Raw genomic sequence first — 19,988 nt, forward strand, 5'->3', positions numbered from 1 at the left:
CGCACCCGGGAACGGGCGGCGTCACGGGCCGGCTTCGGGCGCCCCCCGTGTCAAGGCCGCGCGGCGACGCCGGTCACAGACCGTGAACCCCCTAGAGAACGCGAACCTCGTAGTTCTCGATCACCGGGTTCGCCAGCAGCGTCTCGGCGATCTTGGCGACCTGCTCCAGGGCCGCCTCGTCGGCGTCCCCCTCCAGCTCGACCTCGAACCGCTTGCCCTGCCGCACCGCCACGACCCCGTCGAACCCCATCTGCGGCAGTTTGCGGGCGATCGCCTGCCCCTGCGGGTCGAGGATCTCCGGCTTGAGCATGACGTCCACGACGACACGCGCCACGGTCGCCCCCTCACTGATCTGCGCTTTTGCTTACGATCCTGAAGCGTACGGCACCATGGCCCATCACGAGCCATCAGCACCCCCCGGAGCCAGCCGATGAACATCGAGGACCTGACGCCCGTGGAGCGCCGCCTGTGGGAGGCGTTCCCCAAGGGCGAATCCGTCGACCTGTCGTCCGGCGACCAGGCGCTCGACGACGTCACACGCGCCGACCAGTGGGGACACGACCGGGCGGTCAGGGCCGAGGTCCTCGTGGCGCTGCTCGTCGGCGCGGTGGAGGCCGAGCCCGGGCAAGTCGCCGCCGTGCGGCTCGGCGGCGCCCGCATCACCGGCTCGCTGAACCTCGGGCACGCGGAGGTCGGCGTCCCGCTGGCGCTCACCGGCTGCGACTTCGACGAGGCCCCGCACCTGTACTGGGCGAGCATGAACAGCGTCCACCTGATGCGCTGCCGGCTGCCCGGCCTGATCGCCTCCGGCACCCGGGTGGACGGCCACCTGTGGCTGGAGGGCAGCCGCATCAACGGCGGCCTGTGGCTGGACGGGGCGAACATCACCGGCATCCTGAACATGTCGGGCGTGCACCTGTCCAACCCGGGCGGGGACGCGATGCTCGCCGACCGCCTCTCGGTCGAGGCGAACGTCTACTGCGACCAGGGGTTCACCGCCAACGGCGAGGTCCGGCTGCCCGGGGCCCGGGTCGGCGGCCAGCTGATCTTCCGCGGCGCCCGGCTGTACAACCCGTCCGGCGCCGCCCTGTACGCCAGCCGCCTGGACGTGGCCGCCAACGTGTTCTGCGACGGAGGGTTCAGCGCCGAGGGCGAGATCCGGCTCCGCGGCGGCCGCGTCGGCGGCTACCTGTCGTTCGTCGGCGCCCGCCTGTCCGCCCCCAAGCGGACTGCCCTGAACGCCGACGACCTGAGCGTGGAGACCGACATCTACTGCTCCGACGGGTTCACCGCCGTCGGCGCCGTCAGCTTCTCGGGGGCCCGCGTCACCGGGCAGCTCAGCCTGCGCGACGCCCGCCTGCTCCACGACGAGGGGACGGCGCTCGGCCTGCAGCGCCTCCAGGCGGAGGAGCTGCTGCTCCGCACGGCCGAGCCGATCAAGGGGACGGCGGACCTGTCCTACGCCCGCATCAACCTGCTGCGCGACGACGCGGCGTCCTGGCCGGAGCGCCTCCAGCTCGACGGCCTCCAGTACGAGACGCTCGAACCTCCGCTCACCGCCCGCGAGCGGCTGGCATGGCTGCGCCGCGACACCGACGGCTATGCTCCGCAGCCCTACGAGCGCCTCGCCCAGACCTACCGCTCCCTCGGCCTGGACGCCGACGGCCGTTCGGTCCTGCTCGCCAAGGCCCGGGACCGGCGCAAGACCCAGGGGCTCCCCCGCAAGGTCGTCGGCTGGCTCCAGGACGTCCTGGTCGGCTACGGCTACCGCCCGTTCCGCGCCGCGAGCTGGCTGGTCGGCCTCCTGGCCTTCGGGACGATCTTCTTCTCCATCAACAAGCCGGAGGTCCTGGACACCGGCCACAAACCACACTTCAACGCGTTCTTCTACACGCTCGACCTCCTCCTGCCCATCGGGAGCCTCGGCCAGGAGGTGGAGTTCGCCCCGAAGGGCACCGACCAGTGGATCGCGAACCTCATCGTCGCCGCGGGCCTGGTCCTCGGTCTGACGGTGGCGGCCGGCGCCACCCGGGCCCTTTCCCGCGAATAACCCCCGTTCCCTGCAAATCCCTACGAACGCGGATGTGGGGTGCGTCACGTCCGGATCACGGGGTAGGGCCCGGGGTACGACCTCCGGTGGAGGACTCGCATCGCGGTGGCGGGACTTGCGTCGCAGGGTGTGATGTCTGCCACGATGGCATTGCGGCTTTTGTCCCTTACCGGGGGCTGGGCCGTTGGCATCGGCCGGACGCGCGGCGACCCCGCGTGACGGCCCCGAACGAGGAGTGTCATCGATGACGATCGACTCCGTGCGCGGCGCGCCCGACACCCCGAAGGTCGCCGAGCCCGAACTCGTCCAGCTGCTCACCCCCGAGGGCGAGCGGGTCGAGCACCCGGACTACCCCCTGGACCTCAGCGCCGAGGACGTGCGCGGCCTGTACCGCGATCTGGTGATCGTGCGGCGGATCGACCAGGAGGCCGTGGCGCTCACCCGGCAGGGCGAGCTCGGCCTCTGGGCTTCGCTGCTCGGGCAGGAGGCCGCGCAGATCGGCTCCGGGCGGGCTGCGACCGCCAACGACATGGTGTTCCCCACGTACCGGGAGCACGGCGTCGCCTGGTGCCGGGACGTGGAGCCGCTGAAGCTGCTCGGCATGTTCCGGGGCATCAACCACGGCGGGTGGGACCCGAAGGAGCACGGCTTCCACCTGTACACCGTCGTGATCGGCAGCCAGACGCTGCACGCGACCGGGTACGCGATGGGCATCCAGCGGGACGGCGTGCTCGGCACCCCGTCGGCGGGCGCCACGATCGCCTACTTCGGGGACGGCGCCACGTCCCAGGGCGACGTGAACGAATCCTTCGTGTTCGCCTCGGTGTTCAACGCGCCGATCGTGTTCTTCTGCCAGAACAACCAGTGGGCCATCTCCGAGCCCCTCGAACGGCAGTCGCGGATCCCGCTCTACAAGCGGGCGCAGGGATTCGGCTTCCCGGGCGTCCGCGTGGACGGCAACGACGTGTTCGCCTGCCTCGCCGTCACCAGGAAGGCCCTGGAGAACGCGAGGACGGGCCAGGGCCCCACCCTCGTCGAGGCGTACACCTACCGGATGGGCGCCCACACCACGACCGACGACCCCACGCGCTACCGGCTGAAGGCCGAGGAGGAGGCGTGGAAGCTCAAGGACCCCATCGAGCGCGTCAAGGCGTACCTGGTGCGGGGCGACATGGCGGACGCGGGGTTCTTCCAGAAGGTGGAGGACGAGGCCAAGCAGATCACCAGGGAGCTGCGTGAGGCGTGCCTGGCGCTGCCCGACCCGGGACCGCTGTCGATGTTCGACCACGTGTACGGGGACGAGCACCCGCTGATGACCGAGGAGCAGGAGCAGTTCGCCGCCTACCTCGCGTCGTTCGAGGAGGAGTCGAAGTGAGCACCCTGACACTCGGCAAGGCCCTCAACGTGGGCCTGCGCAAGGCCATGGAGAACGACCCGAAGGTCCTCGTCATGGGCGAGGACGTCGGCAAGCTCGGCGGCGTCTTCCGCATCACCGACGGGCTCCAGAAGGACTTCGGGGAGGAGCGGGTCATCGACACCCCGCTCGCCGAGTCCGGCATCGTCGGGACCGCGATCGGGCTGGCGCTGCGGGGCTACCGGCCCGTGGTGGAGATCCAGTTCGACGGGTTCGTGTTCCCCGCCGCCGACCAGATCATCACGCAGCTCGCGAAGATGCGGATGCGCTCGCTCGGCGCGCTGGAGCTGCCGGTCGTCATCCGGATCCCGTGCGGCGGCGGCATCGGCGCGGTGGAGCACCACTCCGAGTCGCCGGAGGCGTACTTCACGCACACCGGCGGGCTGCGCGTCGTGGCGTGCTCGAACCCGGTGGACGCCTACTCGATGATCCAGCAGTCGATCGCCTCCCCCGACCCGGTGATCTTCTTCGAGCCGAAGCGCCGGTACTGGGACAAGGCGGAGGTCGACACCGACTCCACCGACTGGACGCCGCTGCACCGGGCGACGGTCGTCCGGCCGGGCGAGCACGTGACGCTGCTGGCCTACGGACCGTCTGTGAAGACGTGCCTGGAGGCCGCCGCGGCCGCCGCGGAGGAGGGGCGGTCCCTGGAGGTCATCGACCTGCGCTCGCTGAACCCGCTCGACATCGGCGCGGTGACGGACTCGGTGAACCGGACCGGGCGCTGCGTCGTCGTCCACGAGGCGCCGGTGTTCAACGGGTACGGCGCCGAGCTGGCCGCCCGGATCACCGAGAAGTGCTTCTACCGGCTGGAGTCGCCGGTGCTGCGCGTCGGCGGGTTCTCCACCCCGTACCCGCCGTCCCGCATCGAGGACCATTACCTGCCCGACCTCGACCGCATCCTGGACGCGGTCGACCGGACCTTCGCGTGGTGACGCCGGTGAGCCAGCCCAAACTGTTCAAACTGCCGGATGTGGGCGAGGGCCTGACGGAGGCCGAGATCGTCAAGTGGCACGTCCAGCCCGGCGACACCGTCGAGGTGAACCAGACGATCGTCGAGATCGAGACGGCGAAGGCGATCGTGGAGCTGCCCTGCCCGTTCGAGGGCGTGGTGACCGAGCTGATGGTCACCGAGGGGCAGACCGTGGACGTCGGGGTCCCGATCATCGCGGTGGACGCGGGCGGCGAGGGCGGCGTGGCGACGCCGGTGTCCGAGCCCCCGGCGCAGGCGGCCGCGCTCCGCGAGGAGGGCGTCCCCACGGCCAACGATCCCGGCACGGTGTTGCCGCAGGAGCAGCCGAAGCGCACGCCCGTCCTCGTCGGCTACGGCGTGAAGGAGGGGACGACCAGGCGCCGTCCCCGCAAGGGGGCCAACGGTGCCGCGCCAGCGGCGTCCGCGGCTCCGCCCGCCCCAGCCCCGGCACCGGCACCCGCGCCCGCCCCGCAGGCGCCGCCGGCGCCCGGCCCGAGTCCTTCGGGGAACGGGCTGCCGCTGGCCAAGCCGCCCGTCAGGAAGATGGCCAAGGACCTCGGGCTGGACCTCGCCTCCATCACGGGCTCCGGCCCGCAGGGCTCGATCACGCGCGAGGACGTCCTCGCCGCGCAGGCCGGGGCCCAGTCTCCCGCCGGCGCGCCGACCGTCCAGGCGGGCCCGCGCGAGGAGCGGATCCCCGTCAAGGGCGTCCGCAAGGCGACCGCCGCGGCGGTGTCCGGTTCGGCGTTCACCGCTCCGCACGTCACCGAGTTCCTCCAGGTGGACGTGACGCGGACGATGGAGACCGTCAAGCGGCTCCGCGAGCTGCCCGAGTTCGCGGACGTGAAGGTGTCGCCCCTGCTGCTGGTGGCGCGCGCGCTGCTCACGGCTGTGGCGCGCAACCCGATGGTGAACTCCACGTGGGTGGACGGCCCGAACGGCGCGGAGATCGTCCTCAAGCGCTACGTGAACCTGGGGATCGCGGCGGCCACCGATCGCGGCCTCATCGTCCCCAAGATCAAGGACGCGCAGGACCTCGACCTGCCGGGCCTCGCGCGGGCCCTGAACGAGCTGGCGGCGAAGGCGCGCGCGGGCAAGGCGTCCCCCGCCGACCTGTCCGACGGGACGATCACGATCACGAACGTCGGCGTGTTCGGCGTGGACTCCGGGACCCCGATCATCACCCCGGGCGAATCCGCGATCCTGGCGTTCGGCCAGGTCCGGGACATGCCGTGGGTGCACGAGGGCGAGCTCGCGATCCGCAAGGTGACCACGCTGGCGCTCTCGTTCGACCACCGCATCGTGGACGGCGAACTGGGCTCCCGCGTTCTGCGCGACGTCGGGGACATGCTCGAGGACCCGATCCGCATGCTCGCCTGGAGCCGCTGACGGCTTCGGCAGTTCCGTGGGGGCCGGCTTCGGCCGGCCCCCACGTCTGTCTGGGCCACCGTCCGCTTTGCGCCTGGGGTGGCCGGTCTACGCCCCCAGAAGCCGTCGGACGCGCGCTGCGGCAGGGGCCGAGCCGGGCCAACGGAAGCGCGCATTGATGACATCGCGGCTGTATTGGTGACATCGCGACTGTATTAGCGACATCGCGACTATATCGCCAAATTCACGCGCGACGGCTTGCGCACCTTCCTCGGGGCGAGCACCGGCGAATACCATTCCTCTCGAACTCGAATACCATCAATACCGAGGACGCTAGATCATTTTACGTCCAGAGCGACGCACCCTCGGGTAGGCGCGAAGTGCAACTGCGCAGCTCTGACGTTCCGCGTTCAAGGCCGCATATGGCGTCCCTCCTGGCCGATATCGCAGTGCCGTTGCGTTGACAGCCAATGATTCATGCACTCGACGCCAATGACACTCAGCCGAGCGACTGCGATTGTCGGTGAGTGAAGACACCTCGTAGGCCTGCCCCGGAAAGGCTCAGGCCCGAGGAACGCCACCCATCAGATCCGCCGTGTACGCCGCGACAGCGCTGCCCGGCAAGATCAGCAGAAGGAGAGACTCATGGCGATCAGTGAATCGCGCAGGCCGACCGCGCGCGCCACGAACGCTCTGGAGCGTGCGAGGTCACCGATCATCAGGAAGGCCGTCATGCTGGGGTCCGCCCTCGCGCTCGCGTCGGGCATGATGGCCGCGCCGGCTCAGGCCGCCGGCGCCCACGCCGACGCGACGGCCACCGCCACCACGGCCGCCAGCAGCGTCCGGAAGGGGGCCTGGCACTTCTGGAAGAGCTACTGGACCGAGGGCAAGTGCGTGGCCGCCGGTAAGCGGGTTCTGGCTTCGAACCCTGCTCGCTACAAGGCAGCCTTGTGCGACCCCGGGTACGGCACCGACGGCCGCCTGAAGTGGCATCTGTACATCTACATCTGACGGCCTGGAAGAGGACGGGGTCCGCGTCGCCTGAGTCCCGGTCAGGAGACGGGGACCTTGTCGACCTTGCCGAAGGGGCCCGCGTTGAAGGTCACGGACGTGACGTTGCCAGGCGGGGCGGGCAGGTAGACGAAGCCTCGAACGGGCTCGTTGACCGCCGTGCGGAACACGGCCCGTCCAGGATCGACATAGTTGGTGGGACGGCCCGGCGTCGGGGGGCCGACACGGACGGCGCGGTAGACGTCCTTCTTGCCCGGCACCTGGATCGAGAACGAACCGAACACCCCGCCCGGATAGCTCGGATTCGGGTAGGACGCGTCCGGCGGCGTGGTGCCCGGCCCCTCGTTCACGATGTCGAACACGGCGACGATGTAGGCGCCGTCCCGGTAGAAGGGTTTGACCTCAAGGCGCCTCTTGGCTGAGCCAAAGGGAGCCGTGCGGGACACCACCTTCTGGCCGTCCTGCGCACGGAAGGCGGCCGGTGAGCCGGAACCCGGCGCGGTCGACTTGAGCTGGTAGGTGAGGTCGACGCCATCGCCGTCCTGCCGCCCGTTGGACGTGTAGGTGAATCCGGTGCCGAGCCTGGTCTTCATCTCGTTCAGCAGCGCCTGGGCCCGGTCTCCGGACACCTTCGCGTCATTGGCGTTCGCCACGAACGTCAGGGCCCCGGCCGCCTGCGACTTGATCTGTTGGGCGACCCCGTCCAGGACCGCCTTGGCACCGCTCTTCAGCTTGCCTGAATTCGCCTCGAACAGGGCATCGCTCCGCAGGCTGACCGTGACGCTCGATCCGCTGGACGCGACGGTCCGGTCCTCCCCCTCGACGATGTCGTACAGGTCGACGGGGTTGCCACTTGGCGCGCTCGTCGGGGGCGACGGCGACACGGTGCCGGAAGGGGACGTCGTGGGGGACGGGGAGGTCGTGATCGGGGACGGGGCTCCCGCCATGAACGGCTCCGCCCCGACCTCCGGCTCGGCCCCGACCGACGGAGAAGACGACGCCGAGGGAGACGACGGGGACGACGGAGCCGACCCGCTCGGCGGCGCGGACGAAGCGGACGGCGTCCCGGACGCGGACGGCGTCGCCGACGCGGCCATCACCGGGATGCCGCTGAACTCGCCGGCCGTCCCGGGCGTGATCGCGGTGACCTTCTGGACGGCAGCCGGGAGGGGCGGATACTCGGCGGCCATCTCGCGGGACGTGCCGGGCGTGAAGCCGGAGCCGCTGGTGGTGCCGGTCGGCTTGTAGAGCCGGCGCCCGGCCGTGTCGATGAGCGCGATTTCGAACGGGACCGACTTCACCGACGAGTCCAGCGACGTCACGCTGTAGCGCAGCACCGACTTGGCGGCCTGCCGCTCGACGCCCTTGATGTCCACGCGCGCGTGCAGGCCGTCCGCGCCGCCGAACCAGCCCTCCTTGGAGAACTCGCCCGCCGGCTGGACGACGGGGCGGGCGCCGCCCGCGCGCACGGTCGGCGGGGCGACCTTCTCGGCCCGGTCGGCATCGGCGCATCCGGCGACGAGGAGCAGGCCGGCAAGAGAGACGGCGAGGGGCAGCGCACGCATCGGTCATCCGGTCGGGAGGGGACGGGCGAGGGACCCGGGCAACAGTAGTCAACCGCGACAGCCCCCGCCATAACGCCGGCGAGGGGCACCGCTCGGAAGGCCTCCGCCCCGGAGCCGATCCCGGGAACGGTTGCTACATGGACGCGGTGGAGGACGGGCCCGGGGCCCGCAGGACGCGGTCGATCAACGTGTGCAGGTGGGAGCGGAACCGCTCGATCGTCTCGGGGGTGAGGGTGCTGCGGTAGCCCTGCGGCAGTGGAGCGATGTCGCGCCAGGGCGCGGGCTGGTCACCGTGGTCTGGTACGCCGTAGGTGACGAACCCGGTCATCGACCACACCAGGGTCCACAGCATGTAGTCCACGTCGATGTCGGGAGCCAGCAGCGGCCGCGCCGCCTCGGCGACGAGGTTGGTCAGCGGTCGCTCGTAGCTCAACTCCAGATCGGCGCTGGCGGCGGCGTCTCCCAGCCACCGATGCAGCCACAGGCGGGCGATGTGGGGATGTGACAGATGGAAGTCCAGGTAGATGTCCGCCAGATCGTGCAGCCCCTGTGCCGACAGGGGCAAGGACGCGGACGCCTCCTCGAGCATCGACCGCTCCGCCATGTGGGCCCGTTCCATCACGGAGTGGTACAGCGCCGTCGTGCCCCCGGTCAGGTCCACGACGGTGGCGGTGTCCACTCCGGCGGCCGCGGCGATCATGCCGGCGGTCGTGCCGTCGAAACCCAGCTCGGCGAACAACCGGGTCGCGGTCTGGGTGATCTGCTCCCGGACAGAGTCCTCGTCCACGACGATCACTCTAGGTGCCGCTTCCACCCCGGAACGCGATCGGCAGGTGAAGGCGGCTTCAGGATTCAGTGCCGCGCAGAGGGGCGCGGCCATGGCCGGGGGGCGCGAGCACCGCGGGGGCTCGGCCACCTGACAGCGCTGTGGCCCCGCCCGGGCGGGCGGGGCCACAGCGGTCGCTCTGGTGCTAGAACGCGTCTTCGGGGAGGTCCATCACGTCCAGGGTGGTGGACTCGGTGACGGCGCGGTCCGAGGCGAGGCGGGGCAGGACGGTCTGGCAGAAGAACTGCGCGGCCGCGACCTTGCCGGTGTAGAACGCCTTGTCGGAGTCGGACACGTCCCCGCCGCCGAGCGCGTTCAGGGCGACCTCGGCCTGGCGGCACAGCAGCCAGCCGACGATCAGGTCGCCGAGGCCGAGGAGCAGGCGCGAGGAGTTCAGCCCGACCTTGTACAGCTCCTTCGGGTTCTCCATCGAGGAGAGCGCCCAGCCGACCATCGGGTCGAGGATGCCCTGCACGTCGTCGAGGGCCCGGCCCAGCAGCGCGCGCTCGTTCTTGAGGCGGCCGTTGCCGGCCTCGGACTCGGCGAACTCCCGGATCTGGCCGACGAGCACCTTCAGCGCCTCGCCGTTGTCCCGCAGGATCTTGCGGAAGAACAGGTCCTGGCCCTGGATCGCGGTGGTGCCCTCGTACAGGGTGTCGATCTTGGAGTCGCGGATGTACTGCTCGATCGGGTACTCCTGCAGGAAGCCGGACCCGCCGAGCGTCTGGAGCGACTCCGCGCCGAGCAGCGCGTAGGCCCGCTCGGAGCCGAAGCCCTTGACGATCGGCAGCAGGAGGTCGTTGACCTTCTCGGCCGTCTCGTCCTTGCGGCCCTCGAACTCCGCGACCTGCACGGCGTCCTGGTAGGACGCGGTGAGCAGCACGAGCGCGCGCATGCCCTCGGCGTAGGCCTTCTGGGTCATGAGGCTGCGCCGGACGTCCGGGTGGTGGGTGATCGTCACCCGCGGAGCGGTCTTGTCCGTCATCTGCGTCATGTCCGCACCCTGCACGCGCTCCTTGGCGTACTCCAGCGCGTTCAGGTAGCCGGTCGAGAGGGTGGCGATGGCCTTGGTGCCGACCATCATCCGGGCGTACTCGATGACGAGGAACATCTGCCGGATGCCCTGGTGGACGTCGCCGACCAGGTAGCCGATCGCCGGGTGCTTCTCGCCGAGGGTCAGCTCGCAGGTCGTGGAGACCTTGAGGCCCATCTTCTTCTCGACGTTGGTCACGTAGGCGCCGTTGCGCTCGCCCAGCTCACCGGTCTCCACGTCCACCAGGTACTTGGGGACGAGGAACATCGACAGGCCCTTGGTGCCCGGTCCGGCGCCCTCGGGGCGGGCCAGCACCAGGTGGAAGATGTTCTCGGCCATGTCGTGCTCGGCCGAGGTGATGAAGCGCTTGACGCCCTCGATGTGCCAGGTGCCGTCCGGCTGCTGGACGGCCTTGGCGCGCCCGGCGCCGACGTCGGAGCCGGCGTCCGGCTCGGTCAGCACCATCGTGGCGCCCCACTGCCGCTCGAGCGCCAGCTCGGCGAACTTCTTCTGCTCGGGCGTGCCGATGTGCCAGAGGATCTGCGCGAAACCGGGGCCGGAGGCGAACATGTAGACGGCCGGGTTGGCGCCCAGTACCTGCTCCGCGACGGCCCAGGTGAGCGAGCGCGGAGCGCCGCTGCCGCCGAACTCGGGGGCGAGGTCGAGCCGGTACCACTCGGCGTCCATCCACGCCTTGTACGACTTCTTGAAGCCCTCCGGCATCGCCACGGCGCCCGTGGCCGGGTCGAACACCGGCGGGTTGCGGTCGGCGTCCTCGAAGGAGGCGGCGAGCGGGCCCTCGGCCAGCCTGTTCACCTCGTCGAGGATGCTGCGCACCGTGTCCTCGTCCAGTTCGGCGTACGGGCCGCTGCCGAGGAGGTCCTGGCGCCTGAACACCTCGAAGAGGTTGAACTCCAGGTCCCGGAGGTTGCTCTTGTAGTGCCCCATTCGAGACTCCGTCTGGTTCCGGCGGCGACCGGCGGCCCCGCTGCGTACTGGTCAGTAACTCAACATCATGCTACCCGCTGGTAACCACTGACAACCACCCCATTCGGGCGGTTTCGGGGGAGGCAGGCCACATCGATACCACGCGTCCGCCCGCCGCGTGACCGAAGTCACCGAGCGGCCCCGAAACCGCACCCTCATACGGCCCGCGCGCGAGGGGTGGCAAGATCGAGCGGGCGCGAATTCACCGCGGTGCACGAGGAGGTGCGCATTGAAGCAGGATGAGGCGGCCGCTCCCAGGCTGACCGTCATCGGGACCGGGTACCTCGGTGCCACGCACGCGATCTGCATGGCCGTGCTGGGCTACGAGGTCCTCGGCGTGGACGTCGACCGGCGCAAGATCGAGCGGCTGGCGTCCGGCGAGGTTCCGATCTTCGAGCCGGGGCTGCCGGAGCTGCTCACGAAGGCGCTCGACTCGGGCCGGCTCCGGTTCACCACCTCCTTCGCGGAGGCCGGCGAGTTCGGGGACGTCCACTTCATCTGCGTGGGGACGCCCCAGAAGGCCGACTCGGACGCCGCCGACCTGACCTACGTCGACGCCGCCGTCCGCTCCCTCGCGCCGCACCTGCGCCGCAGGTCGCTCGTGGTCGGCAAGTCCACCGTGCCGGTCGGGACGGCCGCGCGCCTCACCGGCCTCGTGCAGGAGCTGGCGCCCGCCGGGGCCGACGTCGAGCTGGCGTGGAACCCCGAGTTCCTCCGCGAGGGCTTCGCCGTGGACGACACCCTTCGCCCCGACCGGCTGGTGTTCGGCGTCGCGTCCGACTGGGCGCACGAGCGGCTGCGGGCCGCGTTCAAGCCGGTCCTCGACCTCGGCACGCCGGTGATCCGGACGGACCTCGCGACCGCCGAGCTGGTCAAGGTCGCGGCCAACTCCTTCCTCGCCACCAAGATCTCCTACATCAACGCGATGGCCGAGGTCTGCGAGGCGGTCGGCGCCGACGTCAAGGACCTCGCCGACTCGCTCGCGCTGGACGACCGGATCGGCGGCAAGTTCCTGCGCCCCGGGCTCGGGTTCGGCGGCGGCTGCCTGCCCAAGGACATCCGGGCGTTCGCGCACCGCGCGGAGGAGATCGGCGTCGGCCAGGCCGTGGCGTTCCTGCGCGAGGTGGACGACATCAACCGGCGGCGCCGGGCCCGCACCGTCGACCTCGTCCGGGAGCTGCTCGGCGGCGACTTCGCCGGGAAGCGCGTCGCCGCGTGGGGCGCCGCGTTCAAGCCGAACTCCGACGACATCCGGGACGCGCCCGCGCTGGACGTGGCGCGCACGATCCACGGCCTGGGCGGGGACGTCCGCGTCTACGACCCGGTCGCCCTCGACAACGCCCGCCGCGCGTTCCCCGAGCTGACCTACGGCGAGAGCGCGTTCGACGTGGCGCGGGACGCCGACGTCGTCGTCCTGCTGACCGAGTGGTCGGACTTCCGGGAGGTCGAGCCGGAGGCGCTGGCCGGGGTCGTCCGGCACAAACGGGTCGTGGACGGACGGCACGCGCTCGACGCCGCCCGCTGGCGCGCGGCCGGCTGGGAGTACCGCGCCCTTGGCCGCTCCTAGCGGGGAACACCCCGCGCCGGGGGGCCGTTGACGATAGTCGAGGGCCCCGCTCAGGCGAGCGGTCTCTCCCGGACGAGGTGCGCCGTACCCGGCAGGCGAAGACGGCGCGTGACAGCAGTCGTCTCGCGTTCCGGGAGTGCCATCATGGCCTGGATCCTCGTCATCGTCGCCGGCCTCTTCGAGGTCGCCATGGCCCTGTGCCTGAAGGCGAGCAAGGGCTTCACCCAACCGCTGGAGTCGGCGGGATTCCTCGTGTTCGCCGTCGCGAGCTTCGGCCTCCTCACCGTCGCCCTGAAGCACCTGGAGGTCGGTACCGCGTACGCCGTCTGGGTCGGCATCGGAGCCGTCGGGACCGCGGTGCTCGGCATGCTCGTCATGGGCGACGAGGTCTCCGCGACGCGGATCGTCGCGCTCGCGTTCATCGTCCTCGGGGTCGTCGGCCTGAACCTCGCCGGAGGCGGGGGCCATTGACGGCCAGGTGCGGCCATCGATTTCGCAGGTCAGCAAAGTTCTTAGGAACGTAATCTCCCGTAACAGCGTCTATGGGACGAAGAGAGCGCGGGGAGTCGCTCGAACACGGGAGGACGGACCTTGGTCTTCAAGAAGCTGCGTCAGGCGATGGGCATCGGCGGCCCCTCGATCGAGACGGTTCTGCACGACCCGAACACCACGCCCGGCGGCGTGGTCACCGGCGAGATCGCCATCATCGGAGGCCAGTTCAACTCCGACATCAAGGCGGTGAACCTCGCCCTGCGCACCAGGGTGGAGGTCGAGTCGGGCGACAACGAGTACACCTCCAACCTGGAGTACTCCAAGATGCCGGTCGCGGGCGGGTTCAGCCTGCAGGAGGGTGCGCGGCACAGCATCCCGTTCCAGTTCCCGATCCCGTGGGAGGCGCCGCTCACCCACATGTACGGGCGCCCTCTGCACGGGACGACGGTCGGGCTGGCGACGGAGCTGGAGGTCGCGGGCGCGCTCGACCCGGGCGACCTCGACCCCATCGTCGTCCACCCGCTGCCCGCGCAGGAGCGCATCCTCGTGGCGTTCTCCAACCTCGGCTTCCAGTTCCGGAACGCCGACTGCGAGAAGGGCCGCATCTGGGGCGTCCACCAGGAGCTGCCCTTCTACCAGGAGATCGAGTTCTACCCGCCGGGCCAGTACGCGCGCGGCATCAAGCAGCTCGAAGTGACGTTCGTGTCCTACCCGCAGTCGATGGAGGTCGTGCTGGAGCTCGACAAGCGCGGCGGGGTGTTCACCGAGGGCCATGACGCGTTCAGCCGGTTCACGGTCGACTACGCGACCGTCGAGCACACCAACTGGGAGCAGCAGCTCGACGGCTTCCTGCAGGAGGCCGGCCGCCGCCGGGGCTTCTTCTAGCCCGCCGGCAAGCCGTACACGGGGGATCCCCTCCGCGATGTTGATCGCGGAGGGGATCTCCGCGTAGAAAGAGGTCCCGTGCCCCAGCCCCCCGGACTCAACGACGCGGAACGGCGCCTTTGGACGGCGTTCCCCACCGGTTCGACCGTCGTCCTCGGCGACGACCGCCCGGCCGGCCCCCTGCCCGACCGCATCGTCCGCGCGGAGATCATCACCCGGCTGCTGCTCGGGGAGCGCGAGGCCCGTCCCGGCGCGGTCGCGGCCGTCCGGCTCCGCGGCGCCTACGTCACCGGGCGGCTGGACGTCTCGGGCGGCCGCGTCGAGGCCGAACTGCTCCTGGAAAACTGCCGGCTCGTCGAGGAGGCGGTGTTCGCCAACGCCGAGACGCGCCAGCTCCGGTTCTCCGGCTGCCGGATGCCCGGCTTCGACGGCGGCGGCCTGCGCGTGGACGGCTTCCTCAGCCTGTCCGGGTCGGAGATCGAGGGGGAGGTCCGGCTGCCGCGGGCGCAGATCCTCGGCGGCCTGCGGATGAACGGGACGCGGGTCACCGCGTCCGCGCCGGAGAAGTGGGCGGTCTCCGGCGGCGCGCTCGTCGTGGACGCCGGGGCGTTCATCAGGGACGCCGAGATCACCGGCGGGGTGCGGTTCGTGGGCGGGCGGATGAACGGCGGGCTGTTCATGGAGCGCACCACCCTCGTCAACCCGGGCCGCATCGCCCTGGACGCGCAGAACATGGTCGTCGAGGACACCGCGGAGCTGAGCCACGGGTTCAACGCGCTCGGCACCGTCCGGCTGCGCAGCGCCCGCGTCAACGGCATCCTTTCGTTCTCCAAGGGCCGGCTCGACTCCTCCGACCCGGCGCGGATGGCGCTGCACGCCAGCCACATGCAGGTCGACGAGCTGCTGCTGTGGCCGGAGGAGAAGATCAGGGGCCGGGTGTCGCTGTTGTACTCCCGGATCGACCTCATCCAGGACCACCCGGACATCTGGCCGGACGAGCTGTACCTCGACGGCCTGACGTACCAGACGCTGCGCGGCGGCAAGTTCAAGGACCGGCTCAGCTGGGTGTCGCGGGACACGCAGTTCCGCCTCCAGCCGTACGAGCAGCTCGCCGGCTGGTACCACGGCATCGGCCACGACGATCTGGCCCGGAAGGTGCAGCTCGCCAAGATGCGGGCGCGGCGCCGCATGCTGCACCCGGTCGCCCGCGCGTGGAACCACGTGCTCGACTGGACGGTGGGGTTCGGCTACCGGCCCTGGCTGGCGTTCGCGTGGTTCGCCGCCCTGCTGGCCGTCGGGACGACGGTGTTCTCGATGGAGCACCCGCGACCGGTCAAGCCGCAGAACGAGCTGCCCTCCTTCCACGCGCTGATCTACACGCTGGACCTGCTGATCCCCCTCGACACGTTCGGGCAGCAGCTCTCCTACGACGCGGTGAACTGGTCCCGCTGGGTGGGGTACGCGCTGGTCGCGACGGGATGGGTGCTGGTGACGGCGCTGATCGCCGGCGCGGCCCGGGTGCTGCGCCCGAACTGAGCCGCCGCCCGAAACGGGAGGGCACCGAACCAGGGCACCGCCCCGGGCGTCATTCCGGGGTAGGGGATCCACGAGAATGGGACGCCATGGGCACGTATCTGATCACGGGGGCGACGGGCGGCATCGGCACGGCGGTGGCGGAGCTGCTGCGCGAACGCGGGCACGACCTCCTCCTCACCGGCCGCTCCCCCGAGCGCCTCGACGGCCTCGCCGCGACGCTGCGCGGGGGCGCGAACGCCGCCACGCAGGTCATCAACCGGGGCGCGGTCGCCTCGCCACCGCGCGCCGCGGCCATCGGCACGATCCCGCTCGACCTGACGGAGCCGCGCCGCATCGAGGCGTCGCTCGCGGAGGCCGGGATCCCCGTGCGGCTGGACGGCGTCGTACACGCGGCGGGCATGGTGCATCTGGGGACGGTCGCCGACACCGAGGCCGACGAGTGGATGGAGCACCTGTCGGTCAACCTCGTGTCGGCCGCGGAGCTGACGCGGCTGCTGCTGCCCGCGCTGCGCGCCGCCGAGGGCCACGTCGTGTTCGTCAACTCCACCGCGGGGCTGCGCGCCAACCCGGAGTGGTCGGCGTACGCGGCGAGCAAGTTCGGCCTGCGCGCGCTGGCCGACTCGCTGCGCGCGGAGGAGCCGTCCCTGCGCGTCACGACCGTCTACCCGGGGCGGACGGCCACGGACATGCAGCGCAGGGTTCGCGCCCAGGAGGGCCACCCCTACGCCGAGGACGACTTCGCCGCCCCTGAGACCGTGGCGCGCGTGCTGGTCGCCGCGCTGGAGACGCCCCGGGACGCCGTGGTCTCGGACGTCACCGTCCGGCCGAACCCGTCGCGGAGCTGACGGCCGCGTCGCCGCACCACGGCGACACGGCCGCCCTCCGTCGTGGCGGACGACGGGGCGTCCTCGTCCACGCCCCGTCGCCGGCCGTCAGGCGGGAGTGGTCGCCCGCCGCCGTGCCGCCAGCGCCAGCCCGCCGCCCGCGAGGACCGTGGCCAGACCCGCCCCGGCGAGCGCGGAGCTCGTCCCGGTGGAGGTGCCGCCGCCACCCGTCTCCACGCCCTCGGTGGGAATGACGCGGAGCTTGCGCAGGTACTTGACGTCGATGAACCCGTGCCGGAGCTGCACCGGGACATTTCCGCGGATCTCGGTGAAACCCTTCTTCTTGCAGTCGGCCCACGGCTTCGCGTGGTACTTCAGAACGCCCACGACCTTCGAATGCACATTCGGCATCTCGTGGACGTTGAGTCCGTGCGGCGCCGTGACGAGGTACTCGCAGAGCTCGACGTCCGTCTGCGCCTGCGCCGTACCGGCCCCCATCACCGCGAACGCCCCCGCGGCCGCTCCCGCGGCGGCCACGGCCATCGCTTGTCGCACGCTCATCCTTCTCCCCCTGATCGTTCCTTTTGGTGGGCGATGTCGCCCGCCTCAGGGGGACCGATACCCGACGAAGATCAAGAAGAGCCATGGTGACGACAAAACAATGGAGTCGCCAGATTATCGTCTATTCGCAATAAAAAGCATTTAGAGCCGAATTCTGGACAACACGCCGAGCGACCCTCAGGGCGCCTCGATCTTGCCGCGGCGCAGGAACCAGGAGGCGAGGACGCCGCCGAGCAGCCCGAACAGGTGGCCCTGCCACGAGATGGTGGGGTCGCTCGGGAGGACGCCGAGCAGCATCGTCCCGTACACGGCGACGACGGCGACCGCGATGGCGATGTCCGGCAGCCGCCGCTCGAAGATCCCGCGTCCCACCAGGTAGCCGAAGAACCCGAAGATCAGGATGCTCGACCCGAGGGTGTTGGCGGAGCTGAGGAACCACACCCCGAGCCCGCCGACCACGATGATGATCAGGCTGGCGGCCAGGAACTTCGCGATGCCCCGCGCCGCCGCGACGAAGCCGAGGATCAGGAACGGGACCGTGTTGGCCATCAGGTGCCCGAAGCCCGCGTGCATGAACGGCGCGGTGAAGATGTCGGGGAGGTCGTCCACGTCGCGCGGCTGGATCCCGAACCGGTCGAGCCACCCGTTCGTCGTGTAGTCGACCGCCTCCAGCACCCACATCGCGGCGGTCACGATGAGGATCAGCACCGCGGACGACAGGGCGCGGACGCCGTGCTTCGCCAGTCCCTCGGAACGCTGCCGGTCGGGGGTATAGCTCATGTCAGCCACCGTAAAGTCTGTACGTCCCTGAAACCGTCAACGAGCGGGACGGCCGGAAGGTGCCGACGACCTCGCGGCGGCGGCCTGCTGCTAGGCGGCCCTCTCCTGGGCGGCCGGCGCGTGCTCCGACTCGGAGGCGTCACCGCGCACCACGATCACCGGCAGCGGCCGCCGCGCCGGGGCGTCGGCCGTCCGGCGCAGATAGCGCCGCTCCTCGGGGGTCGTACCGCCCCAGATGCCGTCGGGTTCCCCCACCCGCAGCGCCCACGCGAGGCAGTCGGCCTTCACGGGGCAGTTGGAGCAGATCGCCTTCGCGGCGTCCTCCTGCGCCTGGAGCAGCGGCGCCGAGTAGCCGATCGGGAAGAACAGGTCAGGGTCGGCCCCGCGGCAGATGGCGTGGTCGCTCCAGTGTTCCTCGTTCTCGTTCTTGTGCATTGACTTCTCCCTGCGCGGCGATGAGACCGCCGTCCGAGCCGGGGATCTCCACTCAGCGTAGTACTACGCATCGTAGTACTACAAGACATGGGCGAACGCTGCAACTTAGCGCCCGGATAACCTTGGAGGTGTGCAGAGTGATCAAGAAGTGACCTTCCGCGAGGCGACGGTGGACGATCTCCCTGAGATCGTCCGGCTTCTCGCCGACGATCCCCTGGGATCCACACGCGAAACACCGGGGGAGAAGATCCCGGAGGCCTACTTCAGGGCGTTCGCCGCGATCGAGAAGGACCCCAACAACAGCCTGGTCATCGCCGAGGTCGCCGGGGCGGTCGCCGGCACGCTGCAGCTCACCTTCATCCCCGGCCTCACCTACACCGGCTCCGAGCGCGCCCAGATCGAGGGCGTCCGGGTGGCCGCCGAGCAGCGCGGCAGCGGGATCGGCCAGCTCATGATCAACTGGGCGATCGACCAGGCCCGCGCCCGCGGCTGCCGCGTCGTCCAGCTCACCACCGACCGCCAGCGCCCCGACGCGATCCGCTTCTACCAGAAGATCGGCTTCCGCCCGTCCCACATGGGGATGAAGTACCACCTCACCTGAGCCGCGCCCCCGCGACGGCTCGCGGCGGGATCACCGCGGGTTCACGGCGTGGCGGCCGGGACGAGGGCGTCCCGCCACCGGGCGGTGTCGGTGTACTGGTGCAGCCAGGAGATCCTCCCGTCGGTGACGCGCCACAGATGCGCGAACTCCGCCTCGTACGAACGGCCGGTGGCCCTGGCCGTCCCCCGGTAGCGCCCGGTCACCACGACGAGGCCGTCCCCCGTCTCATGCCAGGTCTCGGCGTAGGGGGCCGTTTCGAACTCGGCGAAGACCGCTCCCCACACGCGGGCGAGCGTCTCCTCGGGCCCTTGGAAGGCGCCGCCGGCGCCGCACGGCAGCCCGGGCGCGGTGTGCGCCTCGAAATCCGGGTGGAGGAGGGCGAGGATCGCCGCCCCGTCGCCCGCCTGGGCCGCGGTGTAGAAACCCTTGACGATCTCGGACGCCGCCATGGCCGCTCCTCGTTGTTTTGGAGACGCTGTTCTAGAATCCTCTCACTACTATCATCGGAAGGACGTGCATGGGTAGGCCCGCCAAGTTCAGCGAGGACCGGATCCTCGACGCCGCGCTCGCGGTGACGGCCGAGGGCGGGCCCGCCGCCGCCACGATCGCCGCCATCGCCGACCGCCTCGGGGCGCCCTCCGGTTCGCTGTACCACCGCTTCGGGTCGCGCGACCTGCTGCTCGCCACCCTGTGGACCCGGTGCGTCCGCCGCTTCCAGGACGGTTTCGTCGCCGCCCTGGACGCCGACGACGCCGAGGCGGCCGCCCTGCACACGCCCCGGTGGTGCCGCGAGAACCCCGCCGAGGCCGCCGTCCTGCTCCTGCACCGCCGCCGCGACCTCGCCGCCGCCTGGCCCGCCGAACTCGCCGAGCCGCTCGACGCCCTGAACGCCCGCGCGGCGGGCGCGCTGACCGCCTTCGCCCGGCGCCACGGCGTCGACCGCGACCGGCTGGTCTTCGCCACCGTCGACGTCCCCTACGGCGCGGTCCGCCGCCACCTGCTCGACCGCCGGCCCCCGCCGGCGCGGGTCGACGAACTGATCGCCACCACCTGCCGCGCCGTGCTCGCTCCCTAGCGGCC

At 70.9% G+C, this 19,988-nt stretch carries 20 protein-coding genes and 1 riboswitch; of the genes, 12 read left to right on the forward strand and 8 right to left on the reverse strand.

Features of this window, described 5'->3' with window-relative positions:
• Positions 1–91: 91 nt before the first annotated feature.
• Positions 92–334 carry a phosphoribosylformylglycinamidine synthase subunit PurS gene (gene purS, locus ABWI07_RS11290; RefSeq protein WP_149260381.1) on the reverse strand — a complete coding sequence of 81 codons (243 nt, stop codon included), beginning with the start codon at positions 332–334 and terminating at the stop codon, positions 92–94.
• Positions 335–430: 96 nt separating this feature from the next.
• On the opposite strand from purS, the gene ABWI07_RS11295 reads away from it, so the two are divergent.
• From ABWI07_RS11295 to ABWI07_RS11315, 5 genes are all read left to right on the forward strand, one after another.
• Complete coding sequence (locus ABWI07_RS11295; protein WP_149260382.1) at positions 431–2,050, forward strand: hypothetical protein; 1,620 nt, start codon at positions 431–433, stop codon at positions 2,048–2,050.
• Positions 2,051–2,294: 244 nt separating this feature from the next.
• Positions 2,295–3,425 carry a pyruvate dehydrogenase (acetyl-transferring) E1 component subunit alpha gene (pdhA, locus tag ABWI07_RS11300; protein ID WP_149260383.1) on the forward strand — a complete coding sequence of 377 codons (1,131 nt, stop codon included), beginning with the start codon at positions 2,295–2,297 and terminating at the stop codon, positions 3,423–3,425.
• Complete coding sequence (locus ABWI07_RS11305; RefSeq protein ID WP_149260384.1) at positions 3,422–4,399, forward strand: alpha-ketoacid dehydrogenase subunit beta; 978 nt, start codon at positions 3,422–3,424, stop codon at positions 4,397–4,399. Before pdhA ends, ABWI07_RS11305 begins: the two co-directional genes overlap by 4 nt.
• Positions 4,400–4,404: 5 nt before the next feature.
• Positions 4,405–5,826 (forward strand): dihydrolipoamide acetyltransferase family protein, encoded by a 1,422-nt coding sequence (locus ABWI07_RS11310; RefSeq protein WP_353818473.1) that lies wholly within the window; start codon positions 4,405–4,407, stop codon positions 5,824–5,826.
• A gap of 624 nt (positions 5,827–6,450) precedes the next feature.
• Positions 6,451–6,816 (forward strand): hypothetical protein, encoded by a 366-nt coding sequence (locus tag ABWI07_RS11315; RefSeq protein ID WP_353818474.1) that lies wholly within the window; start codon positions 6,451–6,453, stop codon positions 6,814–6,816.
• 41 nt (positions 6,817–6,857) lie between these two features.
• Here ABWI07_RS11315 and ABWI07_RS11320 read toward each other — a convergent pair whose 3' ends face one another.
• The 3 genes from ABWI07_RS11320 to ABWI07_RS11330 form a co-directional block, all read right to left on the reverse strand.
• Entirely contained in the window at positions 6,858–8,381 is a 1,524-nt protein-coding gene (locus ABWI07_RS11320) for a hypothetical protein (RefSeq protein WP_353818475.1), read from the reverse strand.
• 133 nt (positions 8,382–8,514) lie between these two features.
• Positions 8,515–9,168: a TetR/AcrR family transcriptional regulator gene (locus tag ABWI07_RS11325; protein ID WP_353818476.1), complete on the reverse strand. Its 654-nt coding sequence runs from the start codon at positions 9,166–9,168 to the stop codon at positions 8,515–8,517.
• Between the two features lie 184 nt (positions 9,169–9,352).
• Positions 9,353–11,188: an acyl-CoA dehydrogenase gene (locus tag ABWI07_RS11330; protein ID WP_353818477.1), complete on the reverse strand. Its 1,836-nt coding sequence runs from the start codon at positions 11,186–11,188 to the stop codon at positions 9,353–9,355.
• 346 nt (positions 11,189–11,534) lie between these two features.
• Between ABWI07_RS11330 and ABWI07_RS11335 the strand changes: the two genes are divergently transcribed.
• The 5 genes from ABWI07_RS11335 to ABWI07_RS11355 all read left to right on the forward strand — a co-directional run bounded on the left by ABWI07_RS11335 (position 11,535) and on the right by ABWI07_RS11355 (position 16,552).
• Complete coding sequence (locus ABWI07_RS11335; protein ID WP_235036961.1) at positions 11,535–12,794, forward strand: UDP-glucose dehydrogenase family protein; 1,260 nt, start codon at positions 11,535–11,537, stop codon at positions 12,792–12,794.
• 51 nt (positions 12,795–12,845) lie between these two features.
• A riboswitch (guanidine-III (ykkC-III) riboswitch) is annotated at positions 12,846–12,905 on the forward strand.
• A 33-nt stretch (positions 12,906–12,938) separates the two neighbouring features.
• A complete protein-coding gene (locus tag ABWI07_RS11340) occupies positions 12,939–13,265 on the forward strand; it encodes a DMT family transporter (protein WP_149260391.1) in 327 nt (108 codons plus the stop codon).
• A gap of 120 nt (positions 13,266–13,385) precedes the next feature.
• Positions 13,386–14,171 (forward strand): sporulation protein, encoded by a 786-nt coding sequence (locus ABWI07_RS11345; RefSeq protein ID WP_149260392.1) that lies wholly within the window; start codon positions 13,386–13,388, stop codon positions 14,169–14,171.
• Between the two features lie 78 nt (positions 14,172–14,249).
• Positions 14,250–15,707 (forward strand): hypothetical protein, encoded by a 1,458-nt coding sequence (locus ABWI07_RS11350; protein WP_353818478.1) that lies wholly within the window; start codon positions 14,250–14,252, stop codon positions 15,705–15,707.
• 86 nt (positions 15,708–15,793) lie between these two features.
• Positions 15,794–16,552, forward strand: coding sequence for an SDR family oxidoreductase (locus ABWI07_RS11355; RefSeq protein WP_353818479.1), 759 nt, complete (start codon positions 15,794–15,796; stop codon positions 16,550–16,552).
• An 87-nt stretch (positions 16,553–16,639) separates the two neighbouring features.
• On the opposite strand, the gene ABWI07_RS11360 is transcribed toward ABWI07_RS11355, so the two are convergent.
• The 3 genes from ABWI07_RS11360 to ABWI07_RS11370 all read right to left on the reverse strand — a co-directional run bounded on the left by ABWI07_RS11360 (position 16,640) and on the right by ABWI07_RS11370 (position 18,307).
• Positions 16,640–17,092: a GVDTG sorting domain-containing protein gene (locus ABWI07_RS11360; protein ID WP_149260395.1), complete on the reverse strand. Its 453-nt coding sequence runs from the start codon at positions 17,090–17,092 to the stop codon at positions 16,640–16,642.
• A 177-nt stretch (positions 17,093–17,269) separates the two neighbouring features.
• On the reverse strand, positions 17,270–17,872 hold the full coding sequence (locus tag ABWI07_RS11365) for a rhomboid family intramembrane serine protease (RefSeq protein ID WP_149260396.1): 603 nt from the start codon (positions 17,870–17,872) through the stop codon (positions 17,270–17,272).
• Positions 17,873–17,962: 90 nt separating this feature from the next.
• Positions 17,963–18,307, reverse strand: coding sequence for a WhiB family transcriptional regulator (locus tag ABWI07_RS11370; RefSeq protein ID WP_353818480.1), 345 nt, complete (start codon positions 18,305–18,307; stop codon positions 17,963–17,965).
• A 148-nt stretch (positions 18,308–18,455) separates the two neighbouring features.
• On the opposite strand from ABWI07_RS11370, the gene ABWI07_RS11375 reads away from it, so the two are divergent.
• Positions 18,456–18,908 (forward strand): GNAT family N-acetyltransferase, encoded by a 453-nt coding sequence (locus ABWI07_RS11375; RefSeq protein ID WP_149260737.1) that lies wholly within the window; start codon positions 18,456–18,458, stop codon positions 18,906–18,908.
• Positions 18,909–18,949: 41 nt separating this feature from the next.
• On the opposite strand, the gene ABWI07_RS11380 is transcribed toward ABWI07_RS11375, so the two are convergent.
• The gene (locus tag ABWI07_RS11380) at positions 18,950–19,357 is read right to left on the reverse strand and encodes a nuclear transport factor 2 family protein (protein WP_149260398.1); all 408 of its coding nucleotides are present in this window, start codon (positions 19,355–19,357) and stop codon (positions 18,950–18,952) included.
• A 68-nt stretch (positions 19,358–19,425) separates the two neighbouring features.
• Between ABWI07_RS11380 and ABWI07_RS11385 the strand changes: the two genes are divergently transcribed.
• Positions 19,426–19,983, forward strand: a complete 558-nt coding sequence (locus ABWI07_RS11385; protein ID WP_149260399.1) for a TetR family transcriptional regulator — start codon at positions 19,426–19,428, stop codon at positions 19,981–19,983.
• Positions 19,984–19,988: the final 5 nt, after the last annotated feature.

The organism is Actinomadura sp. NPDC000600 (assembly GCF_040492135.1).
Classification (GTDB): domain Bacteria; phylum Actinomycetota; class Actinomycetes; order Streptosporangiales; family Streptosporangiaceae; genus Spirillospora.